General features: G+C 40.7%; 24 protein-coding genes. 16 read left to right on the top strand and 8 right to left on the bottom strand.

All coding sequences use genetic code 11. From position 1 onward, the window contains the following. Positions 1 to 11 precede the first annotated feature (11 nt). From LPA49_RS20000 to rmuC, 3 genes are all read left to right on the top strand, one after another. Positions 12 to 974 carry a transcriptional regulator gene (locus LPA49_RS20000; RefSeq protein ID WP_036972625.1) on the top strand — a complete coding sequence of 321 codons (963 nt, stop codon included), beginning with the start codon at positions 12 to 14 and terminating at the stop codon, positions 972 to 974. Positions 975 to 1,390: 416 nt separating this feature from the next. Beyond that, positions 1,391 to 4,531 (top strand): DEAD/DEAH box helicase, encoded by a 3,141-nt coding sequence (locus LPA49_RS19995; protein ID WP_230237585.1) that lies wholly within the window; start codon positions 1,391 to 1,393, stop codon positions 4,529 to 4,531. A gap of 227 nt (positions 4,532 to 4,758) precedes the next feature. Next, entirely contained in the window at positions 4,759 to 6,225 is a 1,467-nt protein-coding gene (gene rmuC, locus LPA49_RS19990) for a DNA recombination protein RmuC (RefSeq protein WP_036972622.1), read from the top strand. 59 nt (positions 6,226 to 6,284) lie between these two features. On the opposite strand, the gene LPA49_RS19985 is transcribed toward rmuC, so the two are convergent. After that, positions 6,285 to 6,989 carry a hypothetical protein gene (locus LPA49_RS19985; RefSeq protein WP_230237582.1) on the bottom strand — a complete coding sequence of 235 codons (705 nt, stop codon included), beginning with the start codon at positions 6,987 to 6,989 and terminating at the stop codon, positions 6,285 to 6,287. A 125-nt stretch (positions 6,990 to 7,114) separates the two neighbouring features. Here LPA49_RS19985 and LPA49_RS19980 point away from each other — a divergent pair, with 125 nt between their 5' ends. Beyond that, complete coding sequence (locus LPA49_RS19980; protein ID WP_180311833.1) at positions 7,115 to 7,684, top strand: DJ-1/PfpI family protein; 570 nt, start codon at positions 7,115 to 7,117, stop codon at positions 7,682 to 7,684. Here LPA49_RS19980 and LPA49_RS19975 read toward each other — a convergent pair. Beyond that, the gene (locus LPA49_RS19975) at positions 7,679 to 8,563 is read right to left on the bottom strand and encodes a LysR family transcriptional regulator (RefSeq protein ID WP_230237580.1); all 885 of its coding nucleotides are present in this window, start codon (positions 8,561 to 8,563) and stop codon (positions 7,679 to 7,681) included. The genes LPA49_RS19980 and LPA49_RS19975 overlap by 6 nt on opposite strands. A gap of 94 nt (positions 8,564 to 8,657) precedes the next feature. Here LPA49_RS19975 and LPA49_RS19970 point away from each other — a divergent pair, with 94 nt between their 5' ends. The 4 genes from LPA49_RS19970 to LPA49_RS19955 all read left to right on the top strand — a co-directional run bounded on the left by LPA49_RS19970 (position 8,658) and on the right by LPA49_RS19955 (position 13,117). Beyond that, positions 8,658 to 9,146, top strand: coding sequence for a DUF2938 domain-containing protein (locus LPA49_RS19970; RefSeq protein ID WP_075593361.1), 489 nt, complete (start codon positions 8,658 to 8,660; stop codon positions 9,144 to 9,146). A 9-nt stretch (positions 9,147 to 9,155) separates the two neighbouring features. Beyond that, entirely contained in the window at positions 9,156 to 9,788 is a 633-nt protein-coding gene (tmpT, locus tag LPA49_RS19965) for a thiopurine S-methyltransferase (protein WP_182396641.1), read from the top strand. A gap of 112 nt (positions 9,789 to 9,900) precedes the next feature. Beyond that, positions 9,901 to 10,701 carry a class III extradiol ring-cleavage dioxygenase gene (locus LPA49_RS19960; protein WP_230237578.1) on the top strand — a complete coding sequence of 267 codons (801 nt, stop codon included), beginning with the start codon at positions 9,901 to 9,903 and terminating at the stop codon, positions 10,699 to 10,701. Positions 10,702 to 10,789: 88 nt separating this feature from the next. Next, positions 10,790 to 13,117 carry a S9 family peptidase gene (locus tag LPA49_RS19955; protein WP_074988406.1) on the top strand — a complete coding sequence of 776 codons (2,328 nt, stop codon included), beginning with the start codon at positions 10,790 to 10,792 and terminating at the stop codon, positions 13,115 to 13,117. An 89-nt stretch (positions 13,118 to 13,206) separates the two neighbouring features. Here the strand turns inward: LPA49_RS19955 and LPA49_RS19950 are convergent, their stop codons facing one another. Then, positions 13,207 to 14,055 (bottom strand): LysR family transcriptional regulator, encoded by an 849-nt coding sequence (locus LPA49_RS19950; protein WP_075593363.1) that lies wholly within the window; start codon positions 14,053 to 14,055, stop codon positions 13,207 to 13,209. A 118-nt stretch (positions 14,056 to 14,173) separates the two neighbouring features. Here LPA49_RS19950 and LPA49_RS19945 point away from each other — a divergent pair, with 118 nt between their 5' ends. Continuing rightward, entirely contained in the window at positions 14,174 to 14,836 is a 663-nt protein-coding gene (locus tag LPA49_RS19945; protein WP_075593465.1) for an FMN-dependent NADH-azoreductase, read from the top strand. Between the two features lie 70 nt (positions 14,837 to 14,906). On the opposite strand, the gene LPA49_RS19940 is transcribed toward LPA49_RS19945, so the two are convergent. Next, positions 14,907 to 15,080: a hypothetical protein gene (locus LPA49_RS19940; RefSeq protein WP_199524889.1), complete on the bottom strand. Its 174-nt coding sequence runs from the start codon at positions 15,078 to 15,080 to the stop codon at positions 14,907 to 14,909. A 174-nt stretch (positions 15,081 to 15,254) separates the two neighbouring features. Further along, positions 15,255 to 15,575: a GyrI-like domain-containing protein gene (locus tag LPA49_RS19935; RefSeq protein ID WP_199524069.1), complete on the bottom strand. Its 321-nt coding sequence runs from the start codon at positions 15,573 to 15,575 to the stop codon at positions 15,255 to 15,257. A gap of 190 nt (positions 15,576 to 15,765) precedes the next feature. On the opposite strand from LPA49_RS19935, the gene LPA49_RS19930 reads away from it, so the two are divergent. The 6 genes from LPA49_RS19930 to LPA49_RS19905 all read left to right on the top strand — a co-directional run bounded on the left by LPA49_RS19930 (position 15,766) and on the right by LPA49_RS19905 (position 20,459). After that, positions 15,766 to 16,392 (top strand): fused MFS/spermidine synthase, encoded by a 627-nt coding sequence (locus tag LPA49_RS19930; RefSeq protein ID WP_036972611.1) that lies wholly within the window; start codon positions 15,766 to 15,768, stop codon positions 16,390 to 16,392. Beyond that, on the top strand, positions 16,377 to 17,264 hold the full coding sequence (locus tag LPA49_RS19925; RefSeq protein WP_199524070.1) for a spermidine synthase: 888 nt from the start codon (positions 16,377 to 16,379) through the stop codon (positions 17,262 to 17,264). Before LPA49_RS19930 ends, LPA49_RS19925 begins: the two co-directional genes overlap by 16 nt. Next, complete coding sequence (locus tag LPA49_RS19920; RefSeq protein WP_199524071.1) at positions 17,261 to 17,737, top strand: TlpA disulfide reductase family protein; 477 nt, start codon at positions 17,261 to 17,263, stop codon at positions 17,735 to 17,737. Before LPA49_RS19925 ends, LPA49_RS19920 begins: the two co-directional genes overlap by 4 nt. Positions 17,738 to 17,868: 131 nt before the next feature. Continuing rightward, positions 17,869 to 18,345, top strand: a complete 477-nt coding sequence (locus LPA49_RS19915; protein WP_036972607.1) for a MarR family winged helix-turn-helix transcriptional regulator — start codon at positions 17,869 to 17,871, stop codon at positions 18,343 to 18,345. A 4-nt stretch (positions 18,346 to 18,349) separates the two neighbouring features. After that, positions 18,350 to 19,411 (top strand): HlyD family secretion protein, encoded by a 1,062-nt coding sequence (locus LPA49_RS19910; RefSeq protein ID WP_065979205.1) that lies wholly within the window; start codon positions 18,350 to 18,352, stop codon positions 19,409 to 19,411. 13 nt (positions 19,412 to 19,424) lie between these two features. Then, entirely contained in the window at positions 19,425 to 20,459 is a 1,035-nt protein-coding gene (locus LPA49_RS19905) for a DUF2955 domain-containing protein (RefSeq protein WP_065979206.1), read from the top strand. Positions 20,460 to 20,489: 30 nt separating this feature from the next. Here LPA49_RS19905 and LPA49_RS19900 read toward each other — a convergent pair whose 3' ends face one another. Continuing rightward, positions 20,490 to 20,813 (bottom strand): hypothetical protein, encoded by a 324-nt coding sequence (locus tag LPA49_RS19900; protein WP_036972603.1) that lies wholly within the window; start codon positions 20,811 to 20,813, stop codon positions 20,490 to 20,492. Between the two features lie 133 nt (positions 20,814 to 20,946). Next, complete coding sequence (gene arfB, locus LPA49_RS19895) at positions 20,947 to 21,360, bottom strand: alternative ribosome rescue aminoacyl-tRNA hydrolase ArfB (RefSeq protein ID WP_065979207.1); 414 nt, start codon at positions 21,358 to 21,360, stop codon at positions 20,947 to 20,949. A 108-nt stretch (positions 21,361 to 21,468) separates the two neighbouring features. Between arfB and LPA49_RS19890 the strand changes: the two genes are divergently transcribed. Further along, positions 21,469 to 22,032, top strand: coding sequence for a short-chain dehydrogenase (locus tag LPA49_RS19890; RefSeq protein ID WP_230237576.1), 564 nt, complete (start codon positions 21,469 to 21,471; stop codon positions 22,030 to 22,032). A gap of 60 nt (positions 22,033 to 22,092) precedes the next feature. Here LPA49_RS19890 and LPA49_RS19885 read toward each other — a convergent pair. Next, positions 22,093 to 22,347 (bottom strand): IS3 family transposase (locus tag LPA49_RS19885; RefSeq protein WP_230237574.1); only part of this gene is annotated, 255 nt, incomplete at its 5' end.

Below are 22,347 nucleotides of genomic sequence, written 5' to 3'. Positions count from 1 at the left end.
AAATGATTAAGATGGCTAAAAAACGTAAAAATGATACCAGCTTAGATCCTTTTTCAACGTCAATTGAAAGCAGCAGTCTAGATGCTTTACTTGAACAAGCCAATGCTGGCGATGTTATTAGCATGCCCGCGCCAAGTGATCCTACGCGCCAAATTACCCTGGTATGTAAAGTCATTCCAAGTTCTGAAATCGAATCTAAAACTAAAGTGTATGGCAAGAACCGTCGAGTTCAGTCGTTACTGAATGAAAAATCGGTGGCTGATATTTTACCGGCTATCGCTGAAGACGGACGAAACCAACACCCTGCCCTTTGCTGGGATAAAGGCACTGAAATGCTTGTTTTAGCCGGCTCGCGTCGTCGCAAAGCGTGTATTTTAAGTGGTTCGGACTATTTAGTGCTAAGTTCAGAAGATTTCACTGAACAAGATGCAAAAATACTTGCGGTCTCTTCTGATCAATACATTGCCCCCAGTCTGTGGGAGCTTGGACAAGCTTATCAGCAAACCCGTGATGAATTAATTGCAGAAGGCAAAAAGGGCTCGTACCGTGAGATTGCAGCAATTGAAGGGGTATCACATACAGCAATAGCGGATGCCATTAAAGCCTATGAAAATTTACCCGCTTCTGTACTGAGCCTCTACCCAACAGCGAATCATGTTGGCCGAGAAGTGGCTAAAAAGCTTATTGCGGCGAAAGAGCGTGACGAGCAGGCATTCACTCGCCTTGTAAGTGAAATCAGCACTGACAGCGAAATAAACGCCATAAGCAGTGATGATAAGCGTGCGCTAGCCATTACTAAGTACTTAACAGTCGAACCCGCTACGCCAAGCCGTCGTGAATCACTCATAGAAAGTGAATTTGTGACCGTACAGAGAAACATTAAAAGCGGTGATTTATCGGTAAAAATCGATAATAAAGTGATGACTGACAAGCGTTTAGAGCAGCTTACTAAGTTATTAAATAGCTTTAATTAGTTAGTAAAATAGCGATCTGTCACGCTTTTATCGTTAGTAAAAGCGTGATTTCTTACCCTATTTTGTTAGTAAAATACTGATCTAAATATCTTAAAATTTGCTCAATTCGCATCCATAGATCAGATTTTTACTAACTATCTGCCCCTTTACAGGCTATTTAAGCCTTTTCACTGTTTCCTTAGTAAAAAAGTGATCTGTAAAGGCCCTGCCTTGTTATTAAGTTGTTTATATCTTGTGCGTTTGTTGTTCGTTAAATAGTCGAGCCCTCTTCTTTGGCTGTATTTTTTTAGACAAAAACATAATTTTACCAACTAATCAGCTCCAACCAGTCCGAAATAAAGGAATAGTGCTTTAGCTGGGCGCTGATAGATCATATACTGGCAGAATTATTTTTTGTTTTTACTGTTAAAAGCGTTATGTCTGCTAACTTATCCAAAAATGACTTATTAGCTATCTTTGAAGAAATCAAACAAGAGCAAGAAACACAGTTTCCGCTGTCAGAGCGATTCATCAAGCAGCTATTTAAGCCGCATGTGCTAAGTAAAGCAAAAGAGTACCATCAGAACGGCCAAATCAATTGGCTTGAGCATAGTAGTGACTTTAGTGTGATTGATGCTTCTATGTTTGGTAACGAAGGGAATACTTTTACCCAGCATATCGAGATCAGTAAATTACCAACCGGATTTTCAGTTGATTCACATTGTACGTGTGGTTCAAAAACAAAGTGCCGTCATATTGCTGCGGTTTTTCTTAAATTAAAAATTGAGCATTCAGGCGATTATGGTGAGGACTATATTATTAATGATTGGTTTAGTGAGCTAAAGACGCTAAAGCAATCAACAACCGACACAGCAAAACATGTATTATTATTTGTTTTAGATGTTGAAAAATCGGCTGTTACCCTTACCCCTAAAATTGCTAATTATGATCCTGAGCATAACTACACATTGGGCCGTAATTTAACAGAACAACAATTAAATAGCTTTGTTACACCGACTGATTTACTCGAAACTGACTTTAGATTATATAGTTGGATCCGCTCTCAAAACGCGCTCGGTAAGCTTGAGTTGAAAGGCTCATGGGGCTTTGCGGCATTACAACAACTTATAGCGACACAACGATTATTTTTAGGCCGTTCTCGCCAGGCTATTAAAGCAGATACCATGCAAGCCTTAGAATTTAGCTGGCAGCAAAATAGTGATTTAACCTCATTATCTTTGTCACTAGCAGGGCAAGATAATTGGTTGTTACTCAAAACGACACCCCCGACTTACCTAGATCCAGACACACTTAAAATTGGCCGTATCCGAACTCCTTTGACTGCAGATGAAATTGCGTTATTGGCTAACATGCCTGCGATACACAACGAAAACTTTGATCGTGTATACCAACAACTCAATGACAATTTTGGTGAGGGTGTTATTCCGCATGCATTTAAGCAAAGTAAAAAGAATCAATCACGTTCTGTCTTTCCCGTTATAAGCATACGCAACGATGAGGGAAACATTGGTCTATCGCTTCAATTTAACTATCAAAATTCACTTTACGAACTAAGCCAAGCCCCCGAGGGGATTATTAATCAATCGCTTGAGAATACCGTTGTTAATGAGCTAAGGAACTTAGGGTTTGAATTTTGTAAAGGGGCTTTACAAACCGAGTTTGTATTTAATAAACAATCAGTTATACATGCACACTGGTTGAAATTCGAAATTATCCCTACCCTGCTTAAACGCGGCTGGAAAATTAATGATGAACTTGATGTTAGTAAAGCATTAAAGCAAATATCGCTTCAAGTTGAGCGAGGAAAAGGTCATCAAATAGTTAGTAAAATCGTGATCTCTGGTGTAAAAACGCAGCAACTTTTTACAGCGGATAACAATTTTCAGTCTCTCAATCGTCAAAGTGAACGTTATTATTATTTCAGCGTAGGTAAACGTTTTGCTGTTGTTGATAAGTTAGCGATTACTCAGCTTAATGAATACCGCGAACGTTTTGAGCATATAAAAACGCGTGATGAAATACTCATGCCATTGTCATTTTTACCCCAGTTAATCGCCCAAAAAGCAATTAAAGTCAGTATTGTTGATGATGCCCTTGATGCATATTTAACTGAATTAACGAACACCCGTCCGGTGGTTAAAAAGTCCGATATTCAGGGATTGAATGACGGTGTACAACTTCGAGAGTATCAGCAACATGGTGTTGATTGGCTTAACTTTTTAAAACGTCATCAGTTGGGGGGTATTTTGGCTGATGACATGGGATTGGGTAAAACCTTACAAGTTATTGCCTTTTTAGCGAATGCCAAACAACGGCCTCAAGCTGGCCCTACTTTAATTGTTTGCCCGACCAGCTTGGTAGGAAATTGGCAAAATGAAATTAATAAGTTTGCGTGTAACCTTAAAATCACCACCGTATTTGGTTCGTTACGAAACGAGCAACTCCAGCAGTTATCGCAGGCCGATTGCATTTTAACAACGTACCCTTTGTTAAAACGTGATATTGCATATTACTCGCCACTGTATTTTGAAAACATCATTCTGGATGAAGCCCAGTACATTAAAAATGATGCCGCGCAGGTATCGCGTTTGGTTAAGCGCCTTAATGCCGATTTTAAATTGTGCTTAAGTGGCACGCCTATCGAAAATAACCTGTTTGAGCTTAAGTCGTTGCTCGACTTTGCAATGCCCTCACTCCTGGGCTCGCAAGCGCACTTTAAAACATATTTTCAAACACCTATTGAGCGCGATAACGATGTTAAACGAGCCGATGAACTTAAATCGCTGATCATGCCTTTTATTTTACGCCGAACAAAAGCGCAGGTAACGCAAGAACTTCCCGAGAAAACAGAGCTGGTTAAAGAGTTTGAGTTCGAAGCGAAACAAAAAGAAATTTACACCGGTATAACGCAATCGCTAGAGCAAAAGCTGGTTGACTTGTTTGCCCAACAAGGTGTGCAAAAGAGTAAGCTTGCGTTTTTGGACGCGTTACTAAAATTAAGACAAATTTGTTGTCATCCCAAACTTATTGATCCAACAACTCAGGCGGGTAGTGCAAAGCTTGAATGGCTCTCTAAGCATTTACCCGTTATGTTAAGTGAAGGTCGTAAAGTTATTATATTTAGCCAGTTTACGACCGCTTTAGATGTGATTGCAGAACGTTTAGGTGAGTTAGGAATTACTTTTAGTATGTTGACCGGTCAAACTCGACATCGCAGTCGTGTTATTGAAGAGTTTACCGAAGGTGAATCGTCAGTCTTTTTAATAAGCCTAAAAGCCGGTGGCACCGGGTTAAATTTAACCCAAGCAGATACCGTGATTCACTTTGACCCATGGTGGAACCCTGCAGTTGAAAAACAGGCAACCGATCGGGCATATCGAATAGGTCAAACCAACCCTGTGTTTGTGTATAAATTGATTATGGCCAACTCTGTTGAACAAAAAGTATTTAAAATGCAGCAGCATAAACAAGCGTTAGTTGATGCATTATTTACTGATAAATCAATGAGTTTTACTCAGTTTGATGAAGAGCAGATGTTGGCGCTGATAAAAAATTAAATTTTTTTAAACTTTTTTTGAACTAATCAAATTTAGCGGCGTCTATTATTATGCTTGTTGTTAAATTGCAGTTTACATGAGCATTATGTTGATTTCCCATTTGGTTACTAAATTTAGTAATGTTAGAGCCAGCTCACCTTGAGCTGGCTTTTTTTATGCCTACTCCCCTACTCTGCTGTCATGTAATTCGTTATGATGAAGTGTCTTTAAGTTATTGAGTTTTCATTATGATTACAGAGCTATTAGGCCACATTGATTGGCTTCAGATTGCAAGCGGTTGTGCACTAGGAGTATTGGCTGCAGGTACTGTGCTTTCGTTGCAAAAGAGTCGCTTAAAAAGCCAGTTAGTCGCACTGGAAAATAGCCATCAGTTACAGCAGAATCAATTAGAGCAGAAGCTACAACAGTTACAAGAAAGTCAGTTAACACTGTCGCAGTTACAGCAAGATTACGCAGAGCAACGTGATGAATCTCAACACTTTAAAACCCGCTTTGTCGAGCAAGAAAAGCAAGCGCAGCAATTTAATCAATTTTGGCGACGAGTTGAAGCAGAACTCGCTGACACCAAAGCAATGCTAAATCAACGCGATGTCGATTTAAGTACTTTACGCAGCACCTTAGAACAAAAAGAACTGCACTTTAAAGAACAACTTAATCATATAAAAGACAGTAAAGAACAGCTCAAAAAAGAGTTTGAAAACCTAGCAAATCAAATTCTTGAAGAAAAATCACAACGATTTAAAACGCTCAACCAAGAAAGTATTGAACAGTTATTAAAGCCCGTTCAAGGTGAGTTAAAAGGCTTCCGCGATAAAATGGAGCTAATTCATGTTGAAGATTTAAAACAACGTGCCGCATTAAAAACCGAGCTTTTACATTTACAGGCAAAAAGCCAGGCCATAACAGAACAAGCAGACAGGCTCAGTACCGCCTTGCAGGGGCAAAAGAAAACACAAGGTAATTGGGGCGAATTAATGCTCGAAAACGTCTTAGACAGCGCAGGGCTTCGCGCAGGAATCGATTATGAGCGAGAAGTGTCATTTAATACTGAAGACGGGCGTCTGCGCCCCGACGTTGTGGTTTATTTACCTCAAGAACGACATTTAGTGATCGACGCTAAAACCTCGCTCAATGCGTATACACGCTACGTTAATGCCGACAATGAGCTTGAAGCACAACAAGCACTTAAGGAGCATGTGACTGCGGTGCAATCGCGTATCAATGAATTGGCCAGTAAGGCATACGACAGACTCCCAGGAATTAACTCCCCTGAGGTGGTCGTTATGTTTGTCCCCATTGAGTCTGCATTTGTTGAAGCGCTTAAATATCAGAGTGATATATATCAGCAAGCGATCGAAAAGAATATTTTGGTGGCGACACCAACGACCCTGCTAACCAGTTTAAATATTGTGAAGCAACTGTGGCGATTTGAAGAGCAAACAAAATACTCAAAAGAATTGGCCGCCCGTGCTGAGCGCTTTTACAACAAACTTAATGGCTTTTTAACCAGTATGGAAGGCGTTGGTAAACAGCTCGATCGAGCTAAAGAAAGCTATGATAAGGCCTTTTCACAACTTTATCGCGGAAAAGGAAACTTAATTAAGCAAGCGTCGGAGTTTAAAGAGTTGGGTGTATCTGTGCAAAAAGAGCTCCCGAGTGACAGTGTCGAGAGAGCGCAGTTAGAGCTTGATTAATCCCGTAAATATCCCGCACGTATGCGTTTGTGAAAGCCAACAACATGTTGGCTTTTTAGTTAGTTGATTAGCTCTGCCGAGACGATTCTGTTCAGCATTAAAAAATGGCTAAGCACAGCCTCTTCAAGCTCAAAGATCTGCACTACTTTTTCACCCTTGGCAGATAGCCCAGTTTGCTCCCCCTCAAACTGTATATGCAAACCGAGGCGTTTTAATGTGTTTACATCATAACTGTATATCGGGGCATCACGTTTTTCGGTTATGCCAGGCATCATCCCAATAATGGTTATCGCCTGTTCTACATTAATCGTTTCAAAAAATTGTTTTTCTGCTTCTTGCCACTTTGCAATGTAATTTGTTATTTGCGTATTTTTTTCCATTGGCACATATAACGGTTGCAAAGCTCCTCCATGCCAGCCAATGATCCCGTGCTCTTCAACGCGAACGTCTGGGCTTGCTGTTATCACATAGTTTGCACATGATGAGGCGCACAATTCGCGTACGATCACTTTTAATTGATACTCGTGAACTAAGCCGCCTAAATGGAGACCAGCCATAACATCGCCGCCCTCACTGTTGATCACTAGGGTATCGATTTTGTTTTTGCTATTCACAAGCACGCTTTCGAACATTTCAACATTTTGTCTTGATGTCTCGCCTTGATACAAAACTGTACCTGGCGATATTTCACTGATTTCAGTGACGGTTTGCTCTGTTGATTTACACCCAACAAGCAGACCACACAGTAATAATAATAAACGCATTAACAATGCCTTAAAGATTTATTTGTATACAGTACTAATTTAATAATATGTTATTAACGCTCTGCAAAAATGGCATAGTACGATTTTTTACTTGAGAAATAAATCCACATATTAGGAACAATTGTATGAATATTGGGATCTACATTTATGATGATGCTGAAGTGCTTGATTTTTCGGGTCCGTTTGAAGTGTTCAGCACCGCAAAGCGTTTAGCCAACAATGATTGGCAAGTAAGTTTAATAGCACAGACTAACGGCCCTGTGAATGCGCGTGGCGGATTCAGTGTAAACCCCCATTACAGCTTTGCTGATTGCCCAGAACTTGATGTGTTTATAGTGGTTGGTGGCGACCATACGCATGAGCTTGAAAAAAGCGCAGTGATTGAGTGGTTAACCCACACCGCATCAACAACAAAACGGGTTGCGAGTGTCTGCACAGGCGCATTTTTGTTAGCTAAAACAGGGCTGTTATGCAAAAAAAATGTCACAACTCATTGGCAGGATCAAAGTGATCTCGCTGCTATGTTTAAAGACTTGACAGTGATTGCCAATAAACGTTGGGTAACCGATGGAAAATTTACCACGTCTGGTGGTATTTCTGCAGGCATTGATATGAGCTTAGCGTTAGTGGCAGAGCTGATAAATAAAGAGCACGCTTTATTAACAGCAAAACAAATGGAATACGCATGGCTATAGTGTTTCAGAAATAAACTGTGTTACGAACTGTTTTAGACAAACCGCTTTTTTACTAAGTAATCGCCCGCTTGGCCAAATTGCATATATCTCTCTGTTTTCACCACGCCATAAAGGGAGCACTTGCTTGAGCTGTCCACTTTTAAGCTCATCAATAATCTCAAAGCGTGGTAACAACGCTACACCTTGGCCATCACAGACTAAGTATTTCACAAACCCGGTGTCGTTAAATGTGCTAGCAAACCGGCACATGTAAGTCTGTGTTTCGCCTGTTTTTAGGTTGTTTAGTTGCCATTTATTTCTGAGCGTCGTGCCTATAAGCCGGTGTTGCCTTAAATCTGCTGGGGTACTGAGTGAGGGAGCGTCACTTAAATAGCGCTCTGTCGAGACAAATAATGTATCGACACTGCCTAGTTTCTTTTGTTGGTAGTGTGAATCAGTTTGCGGACCAATACGAATAGCGATATCTGCTTGGTTTTTACTGAGATCGTCACGTTGGTTGTTTAGCAGTAACTCAAGTTGAATTTCTGGGTAGTGTTTCGTGAAGGCAAGCCACATAGGTTTTAAAAATCCATGGCTAATATTCAGGGGTGCGAGTACTTTTAGCTTGCCCGTTAATTTCGCTTTTTGATCGTTTAATTGATGGTGAGTTTGCGCAAATTGCTCCACTAACTCTACGTAGCTTTGAAAGTACACTTCGCCAACGTGAGTTAATGTGCATTGCCTTGCAGTACGATTTAATAGTTTTTCACCAACGCGCTGTTCAAGCCGTTGTAATCGCCTTGAAACTGTTGCTGCTGGTACAGATAGGTAATCGGCTGCTGCTGTAACTCCGCCTTGTTTAACGATATGTATGAACAGTGCAATGTCATCAATCATCATTTCATTTATGCAATCATAGTTTGTTTATATTGTTGTTTTTAGCATTTTTGTAATTGTTTATCATGTTTTTTATGATTCACTACTTGGTATAAATATGACCTTCCTTCAATTTATTCAGGCGATAGTTATTGGCCTTGTTGCCACGCTTTCAATTGATATATGGAGTTATTTTTTTAAAAAGTGCTTTAACCAGACTACATTAAACTTTTGCTTTGTTGGGCGTTGGGCCCTTACTATGGCATCGGGGCAATTTAAACATGTCGATATTGCTGCCAGTGAAGCTAAAGAACGCGAATGTGTTGTTGGTTGGATTTTGCATTACATCATCGGCGCCCTATTTTCTCTGTTTTTTGTGTTATTGATTGGTAAGGAATGGATGACTTCACCGCTATTTTTACCTGCCTGTTTATTCGGATTGTTCAGCACGGTCATGCCATTTTTTGTTATGCAACCTGCTTTAGGATTAGGAGTTATGGCTGTTAATACAGCTAAGCCAAACCAAGCACGTTTGAAAACTCTCACCACCCATTTACTATTTGGTGTAGGGTTATATTTATCAGCTCAATTTGTGTTGTTTATTTAGGAGTTATTGATGGACGCAAAACATTGGCATAATCGTTGGGAAAATAATGAAATAGGATTTCATGAAGGGGATGTTAATCGTTACCTGGATCAGTATTTTACCAACTTGAGTTTGCAACCTGGCGATACCGTATTTGTGCCTCTATGTGGCAAAACGCACGATATTCATTTTTTGTTAGCCAGCGGCATGAAAGTTGTGGGCGCTGAGTTAAGTGAAATTGCAATTAAGCAGCTTTTTCAAGAATTAAACCTCACACCAGAGATTACTAACCATGGCACACTAACGTGTTATCAGAGCGCTAATTTAACTGTGTGGGTGGGAGATATATTTACATTGACTCCTGAACAACTTGGTACGGTAAACGCTGTGTATGATAGAGCGGCATTAGTGGCATTGCCATTATCAATGCGAGTACGTTACACGCAACACATTTTACAGTTAGCCAATAAAGCGCAGCAATTGGTTGTGGTGTTTGAGTATCAACAGAGTGAGTTTTCAGGTCCTCCATTTAACGTTACTGCCAACGAGCTTCATCAGCATTACGACGCGTTTTATCAATTAACCTTACTTTGTCGAGAGCCATTAGAAGGGGGGCTTAAAGGGAAAATACCCGCAATGAATGCTGCATGGTTGTTAAGTTAGTACTTACAAACTTTTGGTGTGTAAAATCACACCTAAGCTGTGCATTTATGTGGCTGGTTATTGAACCTCTGTGCGTGCACTATACATAACAACGTAAGTAAGGAGCCCGTTTATGCAAAAGCCACGCGTCTTTTTTGTTTCTCATGGTGGCGGCCCAATGCCACTATTAGGCGATGCCAGTCATGCTGATATGGTTACCTGTTTGCAATCTGTTGCAGCAAAAATTAAAAAGCCATCAGCTATTTTGATGATCAGTGCCCATTGGGAAGCCAACCCAATAAATATTACCTCTTCCGCTGCGCCTGAGCTTATATATGATTATTATGGATTTTCGGATTCTGCATATTCTATAGAATACCCATGTCCCGGTGAGCCAGTGCTTGCTGAGCAAGTTCATCAAGCACTCACAACTGCATATATTGACAGTGAGTTGAACTCCACTCGAGGCTTCGACCATGGCATGTATGTCCCTTTGAAGATAATGTACCCAGACGCAGATATACCTTGCGTGCAGTTGTCGTTGCACCCTAGCCTATTACCAAACGTGCATCTAGCAATAGGCGAAGCGCTGCAAAACCTGCATTACGACAACCTATTGATTATAGGCTCAGGGTTTACTTTCCATAATATGCGCGCTTTTTTTACACCGGAAACAGCCGAAATCAAAATGCAAAATCTCGCTTTTGAGCAGTGGCTTGTTGATGTGTGCGGTAATACATCGCTTACAGAACAACAGCGTCACGCTAAGTTATTAGAATGGCGAATGGCGCCAGCAGCACGCTTTAACCATCCTCGTGAGGAGCATTTGTTACCACTGCATGTGTGTTACGGAGCCGCTAGTCGACCATGTAGTGATATATATGAACTGCGTATTGCTAATAAACATGCCAGTATGTTTTTGTGGGATGATTAAGTTCAACCCCCCTGTTTATACGATAAAAACTCAGATTTTATTAACTTATTTTGCTACGCTAGGTTAGTTAAAACCAAGGGATAACAAAATGAACTTAATAAAAACATCAGCCCTCGCGTTTGCCGTTGTTGCAGGTTTGGGACTACAAGCATGCTCAAGTACTGAGCAGGCCAATACAACCACAACAGTGAGCGCAAACTCTAATCCTCTTTCACTTGAGCAAATATACAAAGACAAAGACTTTAAAGCACAACGTAGCACCTATTTCACATGGCTCGACGACGGCACGGGTTACACAGTGCTTGAAGAGCGTGAAAGCGATAAAAACAAACAAGACGATAAAGCCAAAGACGATGAACATGGTGTAAAAGGCAACGACATTGTTTTTTATAATGCCGATGGTACAAATCGAAAAGTGCTTGTTAGCTACGAAAAACTGATCCCAGAAGGCGAAAAAGAGCCGTTAACCGTTGAAAGTTATCAGTGGTCAAAAGATGGCAAGTGGCTGATGGTGTTTACGAATGGTGAGCAAGTTTGGCGTTCACGTAGCCGTGGTGACTTTTGGCTTTTAAACCTAGAGACAGACTCGCTGTATCAATTAGGTGGTGAAAACGTTGAAGCTAAAAAATTAATGTTCGCAAAGTTCTCACCAGATAGCTCTAAAGTGGCCTATGTGCGTGATAACAATATCTACATGGAAAAAGTAGGCAGCAAAGCGGTTACTGCATTAACTACCGATGGCAATGACACCCTCGTTAACGGTAACTTTGACTGGGTATACGAAGAAGAGTTTACTATTCGAGATGGATTCCGTTGGAGCCCTGACAATAAATCTATCGCTTATTGGCAGCTTGATACCAGTGGTGTGAAATATTTCACTATGATCAATAACACCGACGAGCTTTATCCGACACTCAAAGAGTTTCCGTATCCAAAAGCGGGCGAAATGAACTCTGCCGTAAAAGTCGGTGTGGTAAGCTTAAGTGATAAAAAAACGCGTTGGGCAGAACTGGGTGGCGATAACCGTGACCGTTATATCCCACGTATTAGCTGGGCTGGCACGGGAGAATCATTAATGATCCAAGATCTTAATCGCCCGCAAAGCCACAACAAAGTGTGGTTATTTGATTGGAAAAAGCAACAGCTAACTAAAATTCTTGAAGACAAAGACGATGCATTCATCGAGTGGTTCTATAAAGCTAATTGGTCAAAAGATGGCACATTCTTTATTTGGCACAGTGAGCGAGATGGATGGCGTCATCTTTATCGTGTTTCACGTGATGGCAAAAGTATCATTGATTTAACGCCGGGCGAATACGACATTATTGATATGCTGGCGTTAAACGAAGATAAAAATGTGATGTATTTCACAGCTTCACCTGATGATCCGGGCCAGCGTTATTTATTTCGTACATCGCTTGATGGAAGCACAAAACCGATGCGTGTAACGCCAGAGTCATTTGATGGCTCTAATAGCTACTACATGTCGAAAGACACATCATGGGCAATGCATACCTACTCTAAGTTTGGCACACCCCCCATGAAAGAAATCATCAAAGTAAGTGATCACAGCAATGTGAAAACCTTAGTTGAGAATAAAGCGCTAAAAGAAAAGCTTACAACTGAACAATTACCAACACACGAGTTCTTTACAGTAAATGCCCGCGATGGTGTTGAGCTTGATGGTTACATTATGTTCCCTGCTAATATGGATAACAGCAAAAAGTACCCTATCGTATTTTATGTATACGGTGAGCCATGGGGTTCTACAGTTCAAGACCGCTGGGAAGGCAACAGTTACTTGTATAAGTCGTACTTAACACAACAAGGCTTTATTGTTGCCTCGGTTGATAATCGCGGTACACGTGCGCCGAAAGGCCGAGATTGGCGTAAATCAATCTACAAAAAAATTGGCTCAATCACTGTGCGTGACCAAGTGGATGCACTTGATGCAATGGCAAAGCGCTGGGATGTAATTGATACCGACCGTGTTGGCGTATGGGGTCACTCAGGTGGCGGCAGCTCAACACTTAACTTGTTATTCCGCCATGGCGACAAGTACAAAGTGGGCATTGCTTCAGCCCCAGTCCCTGATATTCGCTTGTACGACACCATCTATCAAGAGCGTTATGCTGGTAATCCAAATACGGATCCTGAAAGTTACGACAATACCTCGCCAATTACTTTTGCCAAAGACTTGCAAGGTAAATTGTTGCTGATCCACGGCACTGGCGATGACAACGTGCATTACCAAGGTTCAGAACGTTTAATTAACGAATTAGTTAAGCACAATAAACAGTTCGAGTTTTTCTCATACCCGAACCGCTCTCACAGCCTGCGTGAAGGTGAAGGCACGACCCTGCATTATCACACGATGATGGCTAACTTCTTTGAAAAGCATTTACTCAAGCCGTAATTTAGCTTTTAGTAAAAGCCGCAGCTTAATAACTTAAACTGCGGCTTTTTTATGCAAGCTGTAAACCCCCGTTACAGATTACTAAATGTTTAATTTAATAATCGCTCTAACCACTCAATTACGGTTTTATGTGTGTTTGTCTCAAAGCGAGACTTATCGGGTATGTAATAACAAAGCTGTGATTCTACAGCACGGCTCTTAAAGTGTGTGAGTAACCCTGCATCAACATAGGGTTTGACCAACGTGTTTGAGCAAAATACAGCGCCATTATTTGCCAATGCTTGTTGAATACCAAATAACTCCTGATCAAACGACTTAATCTCGAACTGCGATGAGCTTTGGTTGTTTTTAGTCAGCCACTCAGTGAGAGGGGGCGCAGCTAATGCGTTGTTTTTCCATTGACTAGTGTACAAAGTAACGTGCCCATTTAGCCAAGGTGCGCGCTGGTGCGTGCTTGCAGCAAAGACATTAAAAGCCTCATATTTTATGATATCAGCTTCGTTGATTTCTTCTTTATTCCCAAGTCTAACGGGTAAAGTATGCAATTGTTTATCCAGCGCTTCACTGGTTGATATATCGAGCGTTAATTGTGGATACTGTGTGTTTAGCGTATGTAAAGCAGGTATTAGCCTCATTGCGGCAAGCGATGAGGTGGTTGTTATCCGAATGTGGTTATTTGCTTGGCTTAGCGTGTCTAGCGCATCAAAAATTAGTTTAAACCCTTTTGAAGTGCTCAGGCTCAAGTATTCACCCGTTTCAGTTAAGGTGATTTTTCTTACTTCACGATGAAATAAATCGGTGTTTAAACGACTTTCGAGGTTACTTATATGATGTGAAACTGCGGTAGGCGTAATCGCAAGTTCTGCAGCTGCAGCTTTAAAACTGCCCAAGCGCGCAGCCGACTCAAAGGCTTTTAAGGATTGTAATGATACTTGCATAAAAAACTCTCGCAGATTTATAGCTGAGTATAACTTACTTATAGTGAATTTTAACTCGTTTGTTAAAACGCCTCAATTTATTGATGATACCCATACATTAACTAATGAGGTTTTACTTATGACTACCCTTCTACATATTGATGCTAGCGTACGTGCGGCAAAAAATGATAATTCAAGCCATGATTCAATTTCAAAGAATATTGCTAAACATTTTATAAGCTGCTTACAAAATACTAATGCAATAGCTGAGTATATCTATCGTGATGTAGGGATTCACCCGCCTTCTTTTATTACTCAAGCGTGGATAGGTGCTGTGTTCACACCGGCTAATAAGCAAACCATAGAACAACAAGCGCTGCTTGCTGAGTCAGATGAACTTATTAGTGAAGTCGCTAAGGCCGACACTATCGTGATCTCAACTCCTATGTATAACTACGGTATGCCCGCGCAACTAAAAGCATGGTTTGATCAAATAGTTCGTATTAACAAAACTTTTGATTTTGACTTAGGACGTGGTGATTTTCCTTTAAAACCGCTGCTAAATGGTAAACGCTTAGTGATCATTACCTCTACAGGCGAGTTTGGCTTCGAGCAAGGTGGGATACGCGAGCATATGAGCCATTTAGTGCCTCATCTACGCACATTGAGTCTGTATTTAGGCGTTGAGAAAATCGACGAAATTGCAAGTGAATACCAAGAGTTTAATGATGAAAGGCATCAGCGTTCACTCACTAACGCCTATGCAAAAGCTGAACAAATAGCACTGAGTTTTTATAAATAGCCAGCGCCGCATTAAGCGGCGTATTTAGTCAATTTGTAATGGGGGTTTACACGCGTTGTTTAGTGCATTGCTATTCAACAGAAATAAACACCTCAACCTCATCGCTACTTTTATAAAACTCGTAGTCAGTTTTATAAGCGCGAATGTGTGGGCACTGCTCATTACTAAAGTATTGCCAAACTTGACCCCATACATCAATCACAGCGTGTGGCATACTTCCTTGACCACTAATACCATTTTGCAAAAATACTTAATCATTTTGAGTGATTAAACCAGTCGCTACCTGCGTTAAAAATTTCTGATTTACGACTGCATGGATGCAGGAGGTAGAGCAATGCAGGAGCAATTGCCGAGAACAACTAAATAACTAAATTTTTGCCTTGTTATCAACGCGGTTTTATTGCCTCAAAATAGATCACTAAATTAAGCACAATGGTATAAAGCGGAGATAATGCCCTGCAGCTAGATCAACGGACTCTGTTTCTACCGTGTTTATCGGGGTATTAGTACAGGCATATACATCAAAGTCGCCGGTGACATCTGATTCGTAATGTGTATACACACCGTAAACCTGGCTTGTTGAGGTCAGTTCTGGTGCTATTTCGCTATAAAAACGTTGCCATAAATGCCCTATTTGAGCGCCCTCGCCACTCATTTCATTCGCGTTACACGTGCGCACTTTAAAACCTGAAAGTGATTTTATTTCGCTAACGTTTATTGAGGTAATGTGCTGTTCCATCGCTTGAATCCATTTTTAATTGCTCCCGATAAAATACCAGACGATGACCTAATTAGCCTCTTTTTTTATAAAGGTTATTTAAAAAGGTATTTTTATCATTGCCCCTTTTATGAACAAAAAACAGTCATAGCATCGAGTTCATCATCAGGTTAAGATGGATTAAAACTATAACGAAATCAGCAGGTGTTTAATGAATAAAATCAATGCGCTTATCTACTTTTTAGCATTCAGTAGTGGCTTTTGTATAATGGGGATTGAATTACTCGGTGGGCGAATTTTAGCCCCATTTTTTGGTAGTAGTGTGCATATTTGGGGCAGTATTATTACTGTGTTTATGTTGAGCTTATCAATTGGTTATTTGCTTGGCGGTAAACTTTCTACTCGCAACCCTACATTAACCAAATATGGCGCTATCTTTTTTATTGCCAGTATTATGGTGATACCAATTGTTATGTTTGCTGAGCCAATTATGGCTTTTATTTTCAGCCATATCGAAGACAGTCGTTACGGTTCTCTGCTTGCCTCAATGGCATTGTTTTTCATTCCAACTATTATTTTAGGCATGATCTCGCCATATTCGGTGCGGTTATTGGTTACCGATCATGAAAAAAGTGGACAAGTGGCTGGCGGGTTATATTTTGTGAGTACATTAGGCAGTGCGCTGGGCACTATTATCACTTCGTTTTATATGGTGCTGGCATTTGATGTTAATGACATTATTAAAACATTTGCTGCTGTACTCGGTGCTTTGGGATTACTTGCTATTGTTGTGAGTCAGCTTTCGGTTAAGGAGCGTGCTGTATGCTTAGAGTCTTAATATGGTTAGTGTTAATCATGCCATTCATTGCACAAAGCAAGGTAATACACAAAGAACGCTCTTTGTATCGCAACATTTTGGTTGAGAAAAATGCTGACTTACTGTGTTTAAAATTTAATGAAAAAACCCGTAAAAGTACGCAAAGTTGTATGTACCAAAGTGACCCTAAAAAGTTAGTGTTTAATTACACTAAAATGACCTTCGCAAGTTTATTATTTATTGATAATCCAAAGAATGTGCTCATTATTGGATTGGGGGGTGGCACACTTTCTAACACCATTCATGAACTCTACCCCAATGCACATATAGAAAATGTAGAAATTGACCCTGCGGTGATTAAAGTTGCACGCGATTATTTTGATTTTGTTGAAACCGACAGCGTGACATCAAAAGTGCAAGATGGACGCATTTTTATAAAACGTGCGGCATTAAAAAAGCAAAAGTACGACTGGATTATTCTCGATGCCTTTAACGGCGACTACATTCCTGAGCACTTACTTACAAAAGAGTTTTTTGCTGAAGTAAAAAGTGTTCTGACCAACAATGGCGTTGTTGCCGCAAACACCTTTTCATCAAGTAAGCTTTATCAGCACGAGTCTGCAACCTATTTTGATGTCTTTGGTGATTTTGTAAATGTAGTGACAGATAAAAATTCTAACCGGATAATTTTAGCGGGTTTTCATGCCATGCCCACAGAGCAACAAATTGCTGAGCGGGTAAAGCGTTTAACGCCAAAATTAGCCCCTTATGATGTCGATATGCAGTTGCTTAGTGAGCACTTGTTTTATACTAAAGGCAACCAAGACTGGCCAAAAGGCACCAAGGTCTTAACGGATCAATATTCACCAGCAAACTTGTTAAATTATCAATGATCAAACTCATTTTCTCTCTATTTCTTTTTGTTAGCTCTGCTGTAATAGCAGAGCAACCTGCATCGACAACAGTTTCACCTAGCCAGCAACAACTCGCAGCGTTACTCAGTCAAAATAAAGGAAAAGTGGTGCTATTAGATTTTTGGGCGTCGTGGTGCAGCCCTTGTCGTCGCTCGTTTCCTTGGCTTATTGAAATGCAAAATACGTATCGTGAACAAGGATTGACGATTATTGCGGTTAACATTGATGTAGAGCGCGCAGATGCTGAGAAGTTTTTAACTGATTTTGCGGTTAATTTTAATATCATTTATGACCCCGATGCTGTCATAGGCAGGCAATATCAACTCAAAGGGATGCCCAGCAGCTTTTTAATTGATAAAGAAGGGATAGTCCGCTACCAACATACGGGCTTTGTAATTGATAAGTTAGACCAATATGAGCAGCATATTAAAACGTTAATCGCACCTTTGTGAACTGACAGGTTATTATTTTCGTTGTTTCGGTTTTTTCGATTAGTTCTATCTGTTTTATAAAATGCATTAATATTTACTTAGCATGCTAACTACATTAAAATAGTTAGCATGCTAAGTAAATGGAGTGCATTATGTCCTCTTCTATCCCCTTTCATGAAACCCTTGATCTAACCTTGTGCGGAAGCATGGGGCGTGTACATCGTTTATGCCGCGATGCCGTTACATTTGCGGTTGAGCCTTTAGGTTTAACGCAATCGCGCTGGACGGTAATGATTCATTTATTTCACTTGAATCAAGGCTGCACACAGCAGCAATTGGCGAGTAGTTTAGGTATTGAAATGCCGTCACTAACACGCACAATTAAGCAGCTTGAGCAGCAAGAGATTATTGTACGCAAGTCAGATACCGAGGATAAACGCAGTAAACGCCTTTATTTCACCGAACAAGGTCTACAATTATTAGACACCTTGCGCGTTATTATTGCTGATGTGAAACAACACTTGTATGCAAATTTAACCACTGAGCAGCTCGATACCATGGCGCATGGTCTTGTGCAAATGGAAATAAACGCGCGCCAGTGCATTAAGCAATATTCAGGAGATAAGTAAGTTTATGACACCGGATCAAAAATTTGCCCGTTATGTAAAAATCTCCTTAGCGGGTTTTATTGTTTTATTTCTTTATTTTGTGGTTGCTGATTTATTCATGCCTGTAACTCCGCAGGCACGCGTGTATCACCCTGTTGTACAGGTAACGCCACAAGTCAGTGGGCGTGTAACGGATGTGTTCGTAACCAATAACCAGTCGGTTGTGAAGCAACAACCATTATTTCATATTAATGATGAGCCTTTTAAGCTTGCCGTACAGCAAGCCGAACTTGCTTACGATGATGCAAAGTTGCAAAACCAACGCTTAGATAGCAGCGTTAAAGCGATTGAAGCACAATTAGCAGCGGCAGAGGCCAAGTTACATGAGCAAACCTTGTTGTTTGAACGCGGCGAATCACTCCTTAAAAAGCGCTCTATATCAGAGCAGGAATACGAAACGATAAATGCGAATTATCAGTCGAGTAAAGCGAATGTGGCAGCGATTGAAGCGCAACTGAGCGAAGCTAAATTAGCACGTGGTAAAATGGGCGATGACAACCTAGCGCTTCGTCACGCCTTGAATCAACTAGAGCAAGCAAAGCTTAATTTGTCTTATACAAGTGTTACAGCAGAGACCGATGGTAAAGTGGCGAACTTGCAAGTTACGCCAGGCACTTATGCGAATAAAGGCCAGCCATTAATGGCGGTTGTGGCTAATAAAGCGGATCTTGTCGCTGATTTTCGCGAAAAATCACTCGTTCATGTGAAGGTTGGTAGCCGTGCAAAAGTCAGTTTTGATGCCCTACCCGGCAAAGTTTTCAATGCAAAAATTATCAGCTTTGAGGCCGGTGTGAGTGATGGTCAACTTAATGCTAATGGCTTATTAAGTGCCACTGAAAGTAGCAATCGCTGGGTACGTGATGCACAGCGTCAGCGTATTCATCTGCAATTAGAGCAACACGACATGCTGGCTAAGTTTCCAAGTGGCGCACGAGCAACGGTGCAACTATTGCCTGAGTCAAGCATCGGTAGCTGGTTTGCGGGCATGCAAATCCGTTTGATCAGTGTTTTGCACTTTATATATTAAGGTTAAGTAAGTTATGTCAACACTGCAACTCGATGGGAATGGTTTGCGTCAAGCATTGCGTATTGCTACGGGCTCAGCATTAGGGTTTGCGCTTGCAAAGTTGATGAATTGGCCAAATGGGATCTTTTTTACTGTGTATCCTATGTTGTTGCTTGGCCTAGTACCTGTACTTAATATGCATATTATTCGTCAGTTTTATGCGGGTGCAGTATTCAGTGCATTGTTTGTACTTGTCGTTCAAGGTTTGCTTGCACATTTGCCTGTGGTCATGACGATGGTAAGTTTTTTGGCATTTGCTTTTTTGTTTTACCAAATGAGTCGTGGTGCTAACTTTTTATTTGGTGCAACAACGGTAGTCAGCCTCTCGATTCAATTGCACTTTTCAACCTACACAGGGGCAGGAATCAGTATTTATCCGTTGATCATCAGCAATGCAGTCGCTGTTATTGTAACCGTTGTTTTTTCGGTACTGATGCATGGAATTTTTCCTGATGTTTCACCCCGTCAAGCTCGCGTAATGCCTGAAAAAGCCAAAGAAAGTGTTCGGCATGAAGTCTTGTTATGTTCAACTGTCGCGACTCTTTCTTTTATTGTTTTTCAGGTATTTGATTTACAAGACTCTATTTCTGCACAGGCGGCGTCGGTATTGATTTTGTTTTCTTTATGCTGGAAAGCGGCGGGAATGGCTGCATGGCAGCGTGCTATTGGTACATTAATTGGCTGCAATTTAGCACTTGTGGCGCAGTTATTTTTATACAATCACACTGATATATTAATTTTTCCTGCACTGATTTTATGGATTTTGACCTTTATATTTAGTCGCTATCATATTTTATCTGGCGGCATTCCAGGGGTTGGTTTTGGTATTATTACGACCTTTGGCATCTTGTTTGGTCAATCATTAGGGCCGGGTCAAGATCTGGTGTATAGCGCTTTATATCGCTTTTCATCGGTGTCGGTTGCAATACTATTAAGCTTGTGTGCTGTCTATATTATGCATCACACACTCAATCGATTTGAAATGACACGCCACCATACATTTGACTAGTGCATGCGGGCCTGATGACAAAAAAGGGAGTTAATCAGAACTCCCTTTTTTATTATTATTTGTTTCGAAGATGGTTGGCAGCGACTTTAATAACTCATCTTGCTTAGCCATACTCATACTCTCTACACAGGTTTTTGATGCAACATCGGCAACCCATGCCCCCCATTGTGAACTACCGGGTTCTTCTCCTGGGGTTGCCCACCATCTGGCTTTATAGAGTATCTCGTTATAACAGGTTTCACTTCCTTGCGGATAAGCGCTTCCGGCTTGCCAAGAATCAACGGCAAAGCTGGTCATAGGCAAAACTGACAGCGTTATCATAGCAACGCCGATTAAGCATATTTTTTGGCCCATTTGCGGCTCCTTTCAAAAGTGAGATAGTATGATTATTATAGTCTTGGTAGGATTAACCATCAATTAACTTTGTTAACAAGTTACACTTCTTTACAGTTATGCTTATTATTGACACTATTGGATGATGATAAGGTTATAGGCTTATATTTTTTCTTAATGCTTTAGTTTGACCTCTCTTCGTTTTGCTATCCATGCGCTTGCGTTGTGAATTTCTTGATGGCTTGGTTGCACGACGCTTTTTTTGAACTTGTGTTGCACTGATAATTAACTCTTTCAAACGATTGAGTGCTTCTTCTTTATTCAGTTCTTGTGTACGATGACTTTGCGATTTAATGACAATAACTCCCTCTTTGGTCAACCGAGAGTCATTTAAATTGAGTAATCTTTGTTTGTAAAAGTCAGGAAGCTTTGAACGCTTTATATCAAAGCGTAGATGAATTGCACTGGCCACTTTATTTACATTTTGTCCGCCTGCCCCCTGAGAGCGGATTGCACTAAAGTCGAGCTCCCATTCATCAATTGTTACAGTATTAGAAATAATTAACATTAGGTTCAGTTAGTTGTGCTAAAAACTGTATTGTAACACTTGTAATTAGCTGATCATAATAACTCGCTAAGCAAGTCGGTTGTTATAAACTGGAAAAGAAAGGAAATCATGATGAAAGCACTAATTATTTCAATGAGTTTACTCGCGATGAGTTTTTCTAGCTTCGCACAAGATATTACCGAAAACCAACTACAAAGTTATATTAAAGCACTCCCCGCAGTTGTGAACTGGTCAAAAAATCAACCTGAGCTTGAAAGTGTAGACCTTGGTAACATGCTGGGTAGCACAGAAGGGGTAGACACTTCTGTGGTAATGAGCGCACTGGGTCACATTAAAGAACATGAGCTTTACACTGAATTTGCCGCCTTAACACAGCAGTATGGCTTTACGCCAGAGCAGCTTGTTACTGTGGGTTCTGAAGTTTCTATGGCCTATCTTGAAAATGTGAAGGCAACACTGTCACCAGAAAACCAAGCGCGAGTTAATCAAGCAATGAGTGGCTTACAAAGTTTAACTGCGTCTTCTGCAAGTTCTGGAACACGTTCAATGACCGGTGCCTTAGAGGGCGTTAAAGAAGCGAGTAATGCCCCCGTTGATGTTAGCGAAAACAACGTTAACTTGGTTAAAGAATATATGCCGCAATTAAAGCAGTTATTTGCGCTGCTGCAATAGTGTTAAATGCAATGCGAGAAAGCGGCTTATTGAAGTGACCCCATAAAGTTGGACTCATTTTTAAGCGGCTGCCAAGGCCTGATTTCGATACTGTATCGGACTCAGGCCTTTTAGTTTCAGCTTAATACGCTCGTTGTTGTAATAGTGGATATATTCTTTGATGTTTTCAATAAGCTCATTCACGTCTTTAAACGTTTCGTTGTGGTACATCTCACTCTTCAATATGCCGAAGAAGTTCTCAGCAACCGCATTATCTAAACAATTTCCTTTTCTAGACATACTTTGTTGCAACCCTTTTTCCTTGAGATGATTTTG

Origin of the sequence: Pseudoalteromonas sp. MB41, from assembly GCF_020966275.1 — a bacterium.
In the GTDB taxonomy this organism is placed as follows: Bacteria; Pseudomonadota; Gammaproteobacteria; order Enterobacterales; family Alteromonadaceae; genus Pseudoalteromonas; species Pseudoalteromonas lipolytica.
Note: the sequence above shows the minus strand (reverse complement) of the source record. Positions and strands in the feature narration are given on the sequence as shown.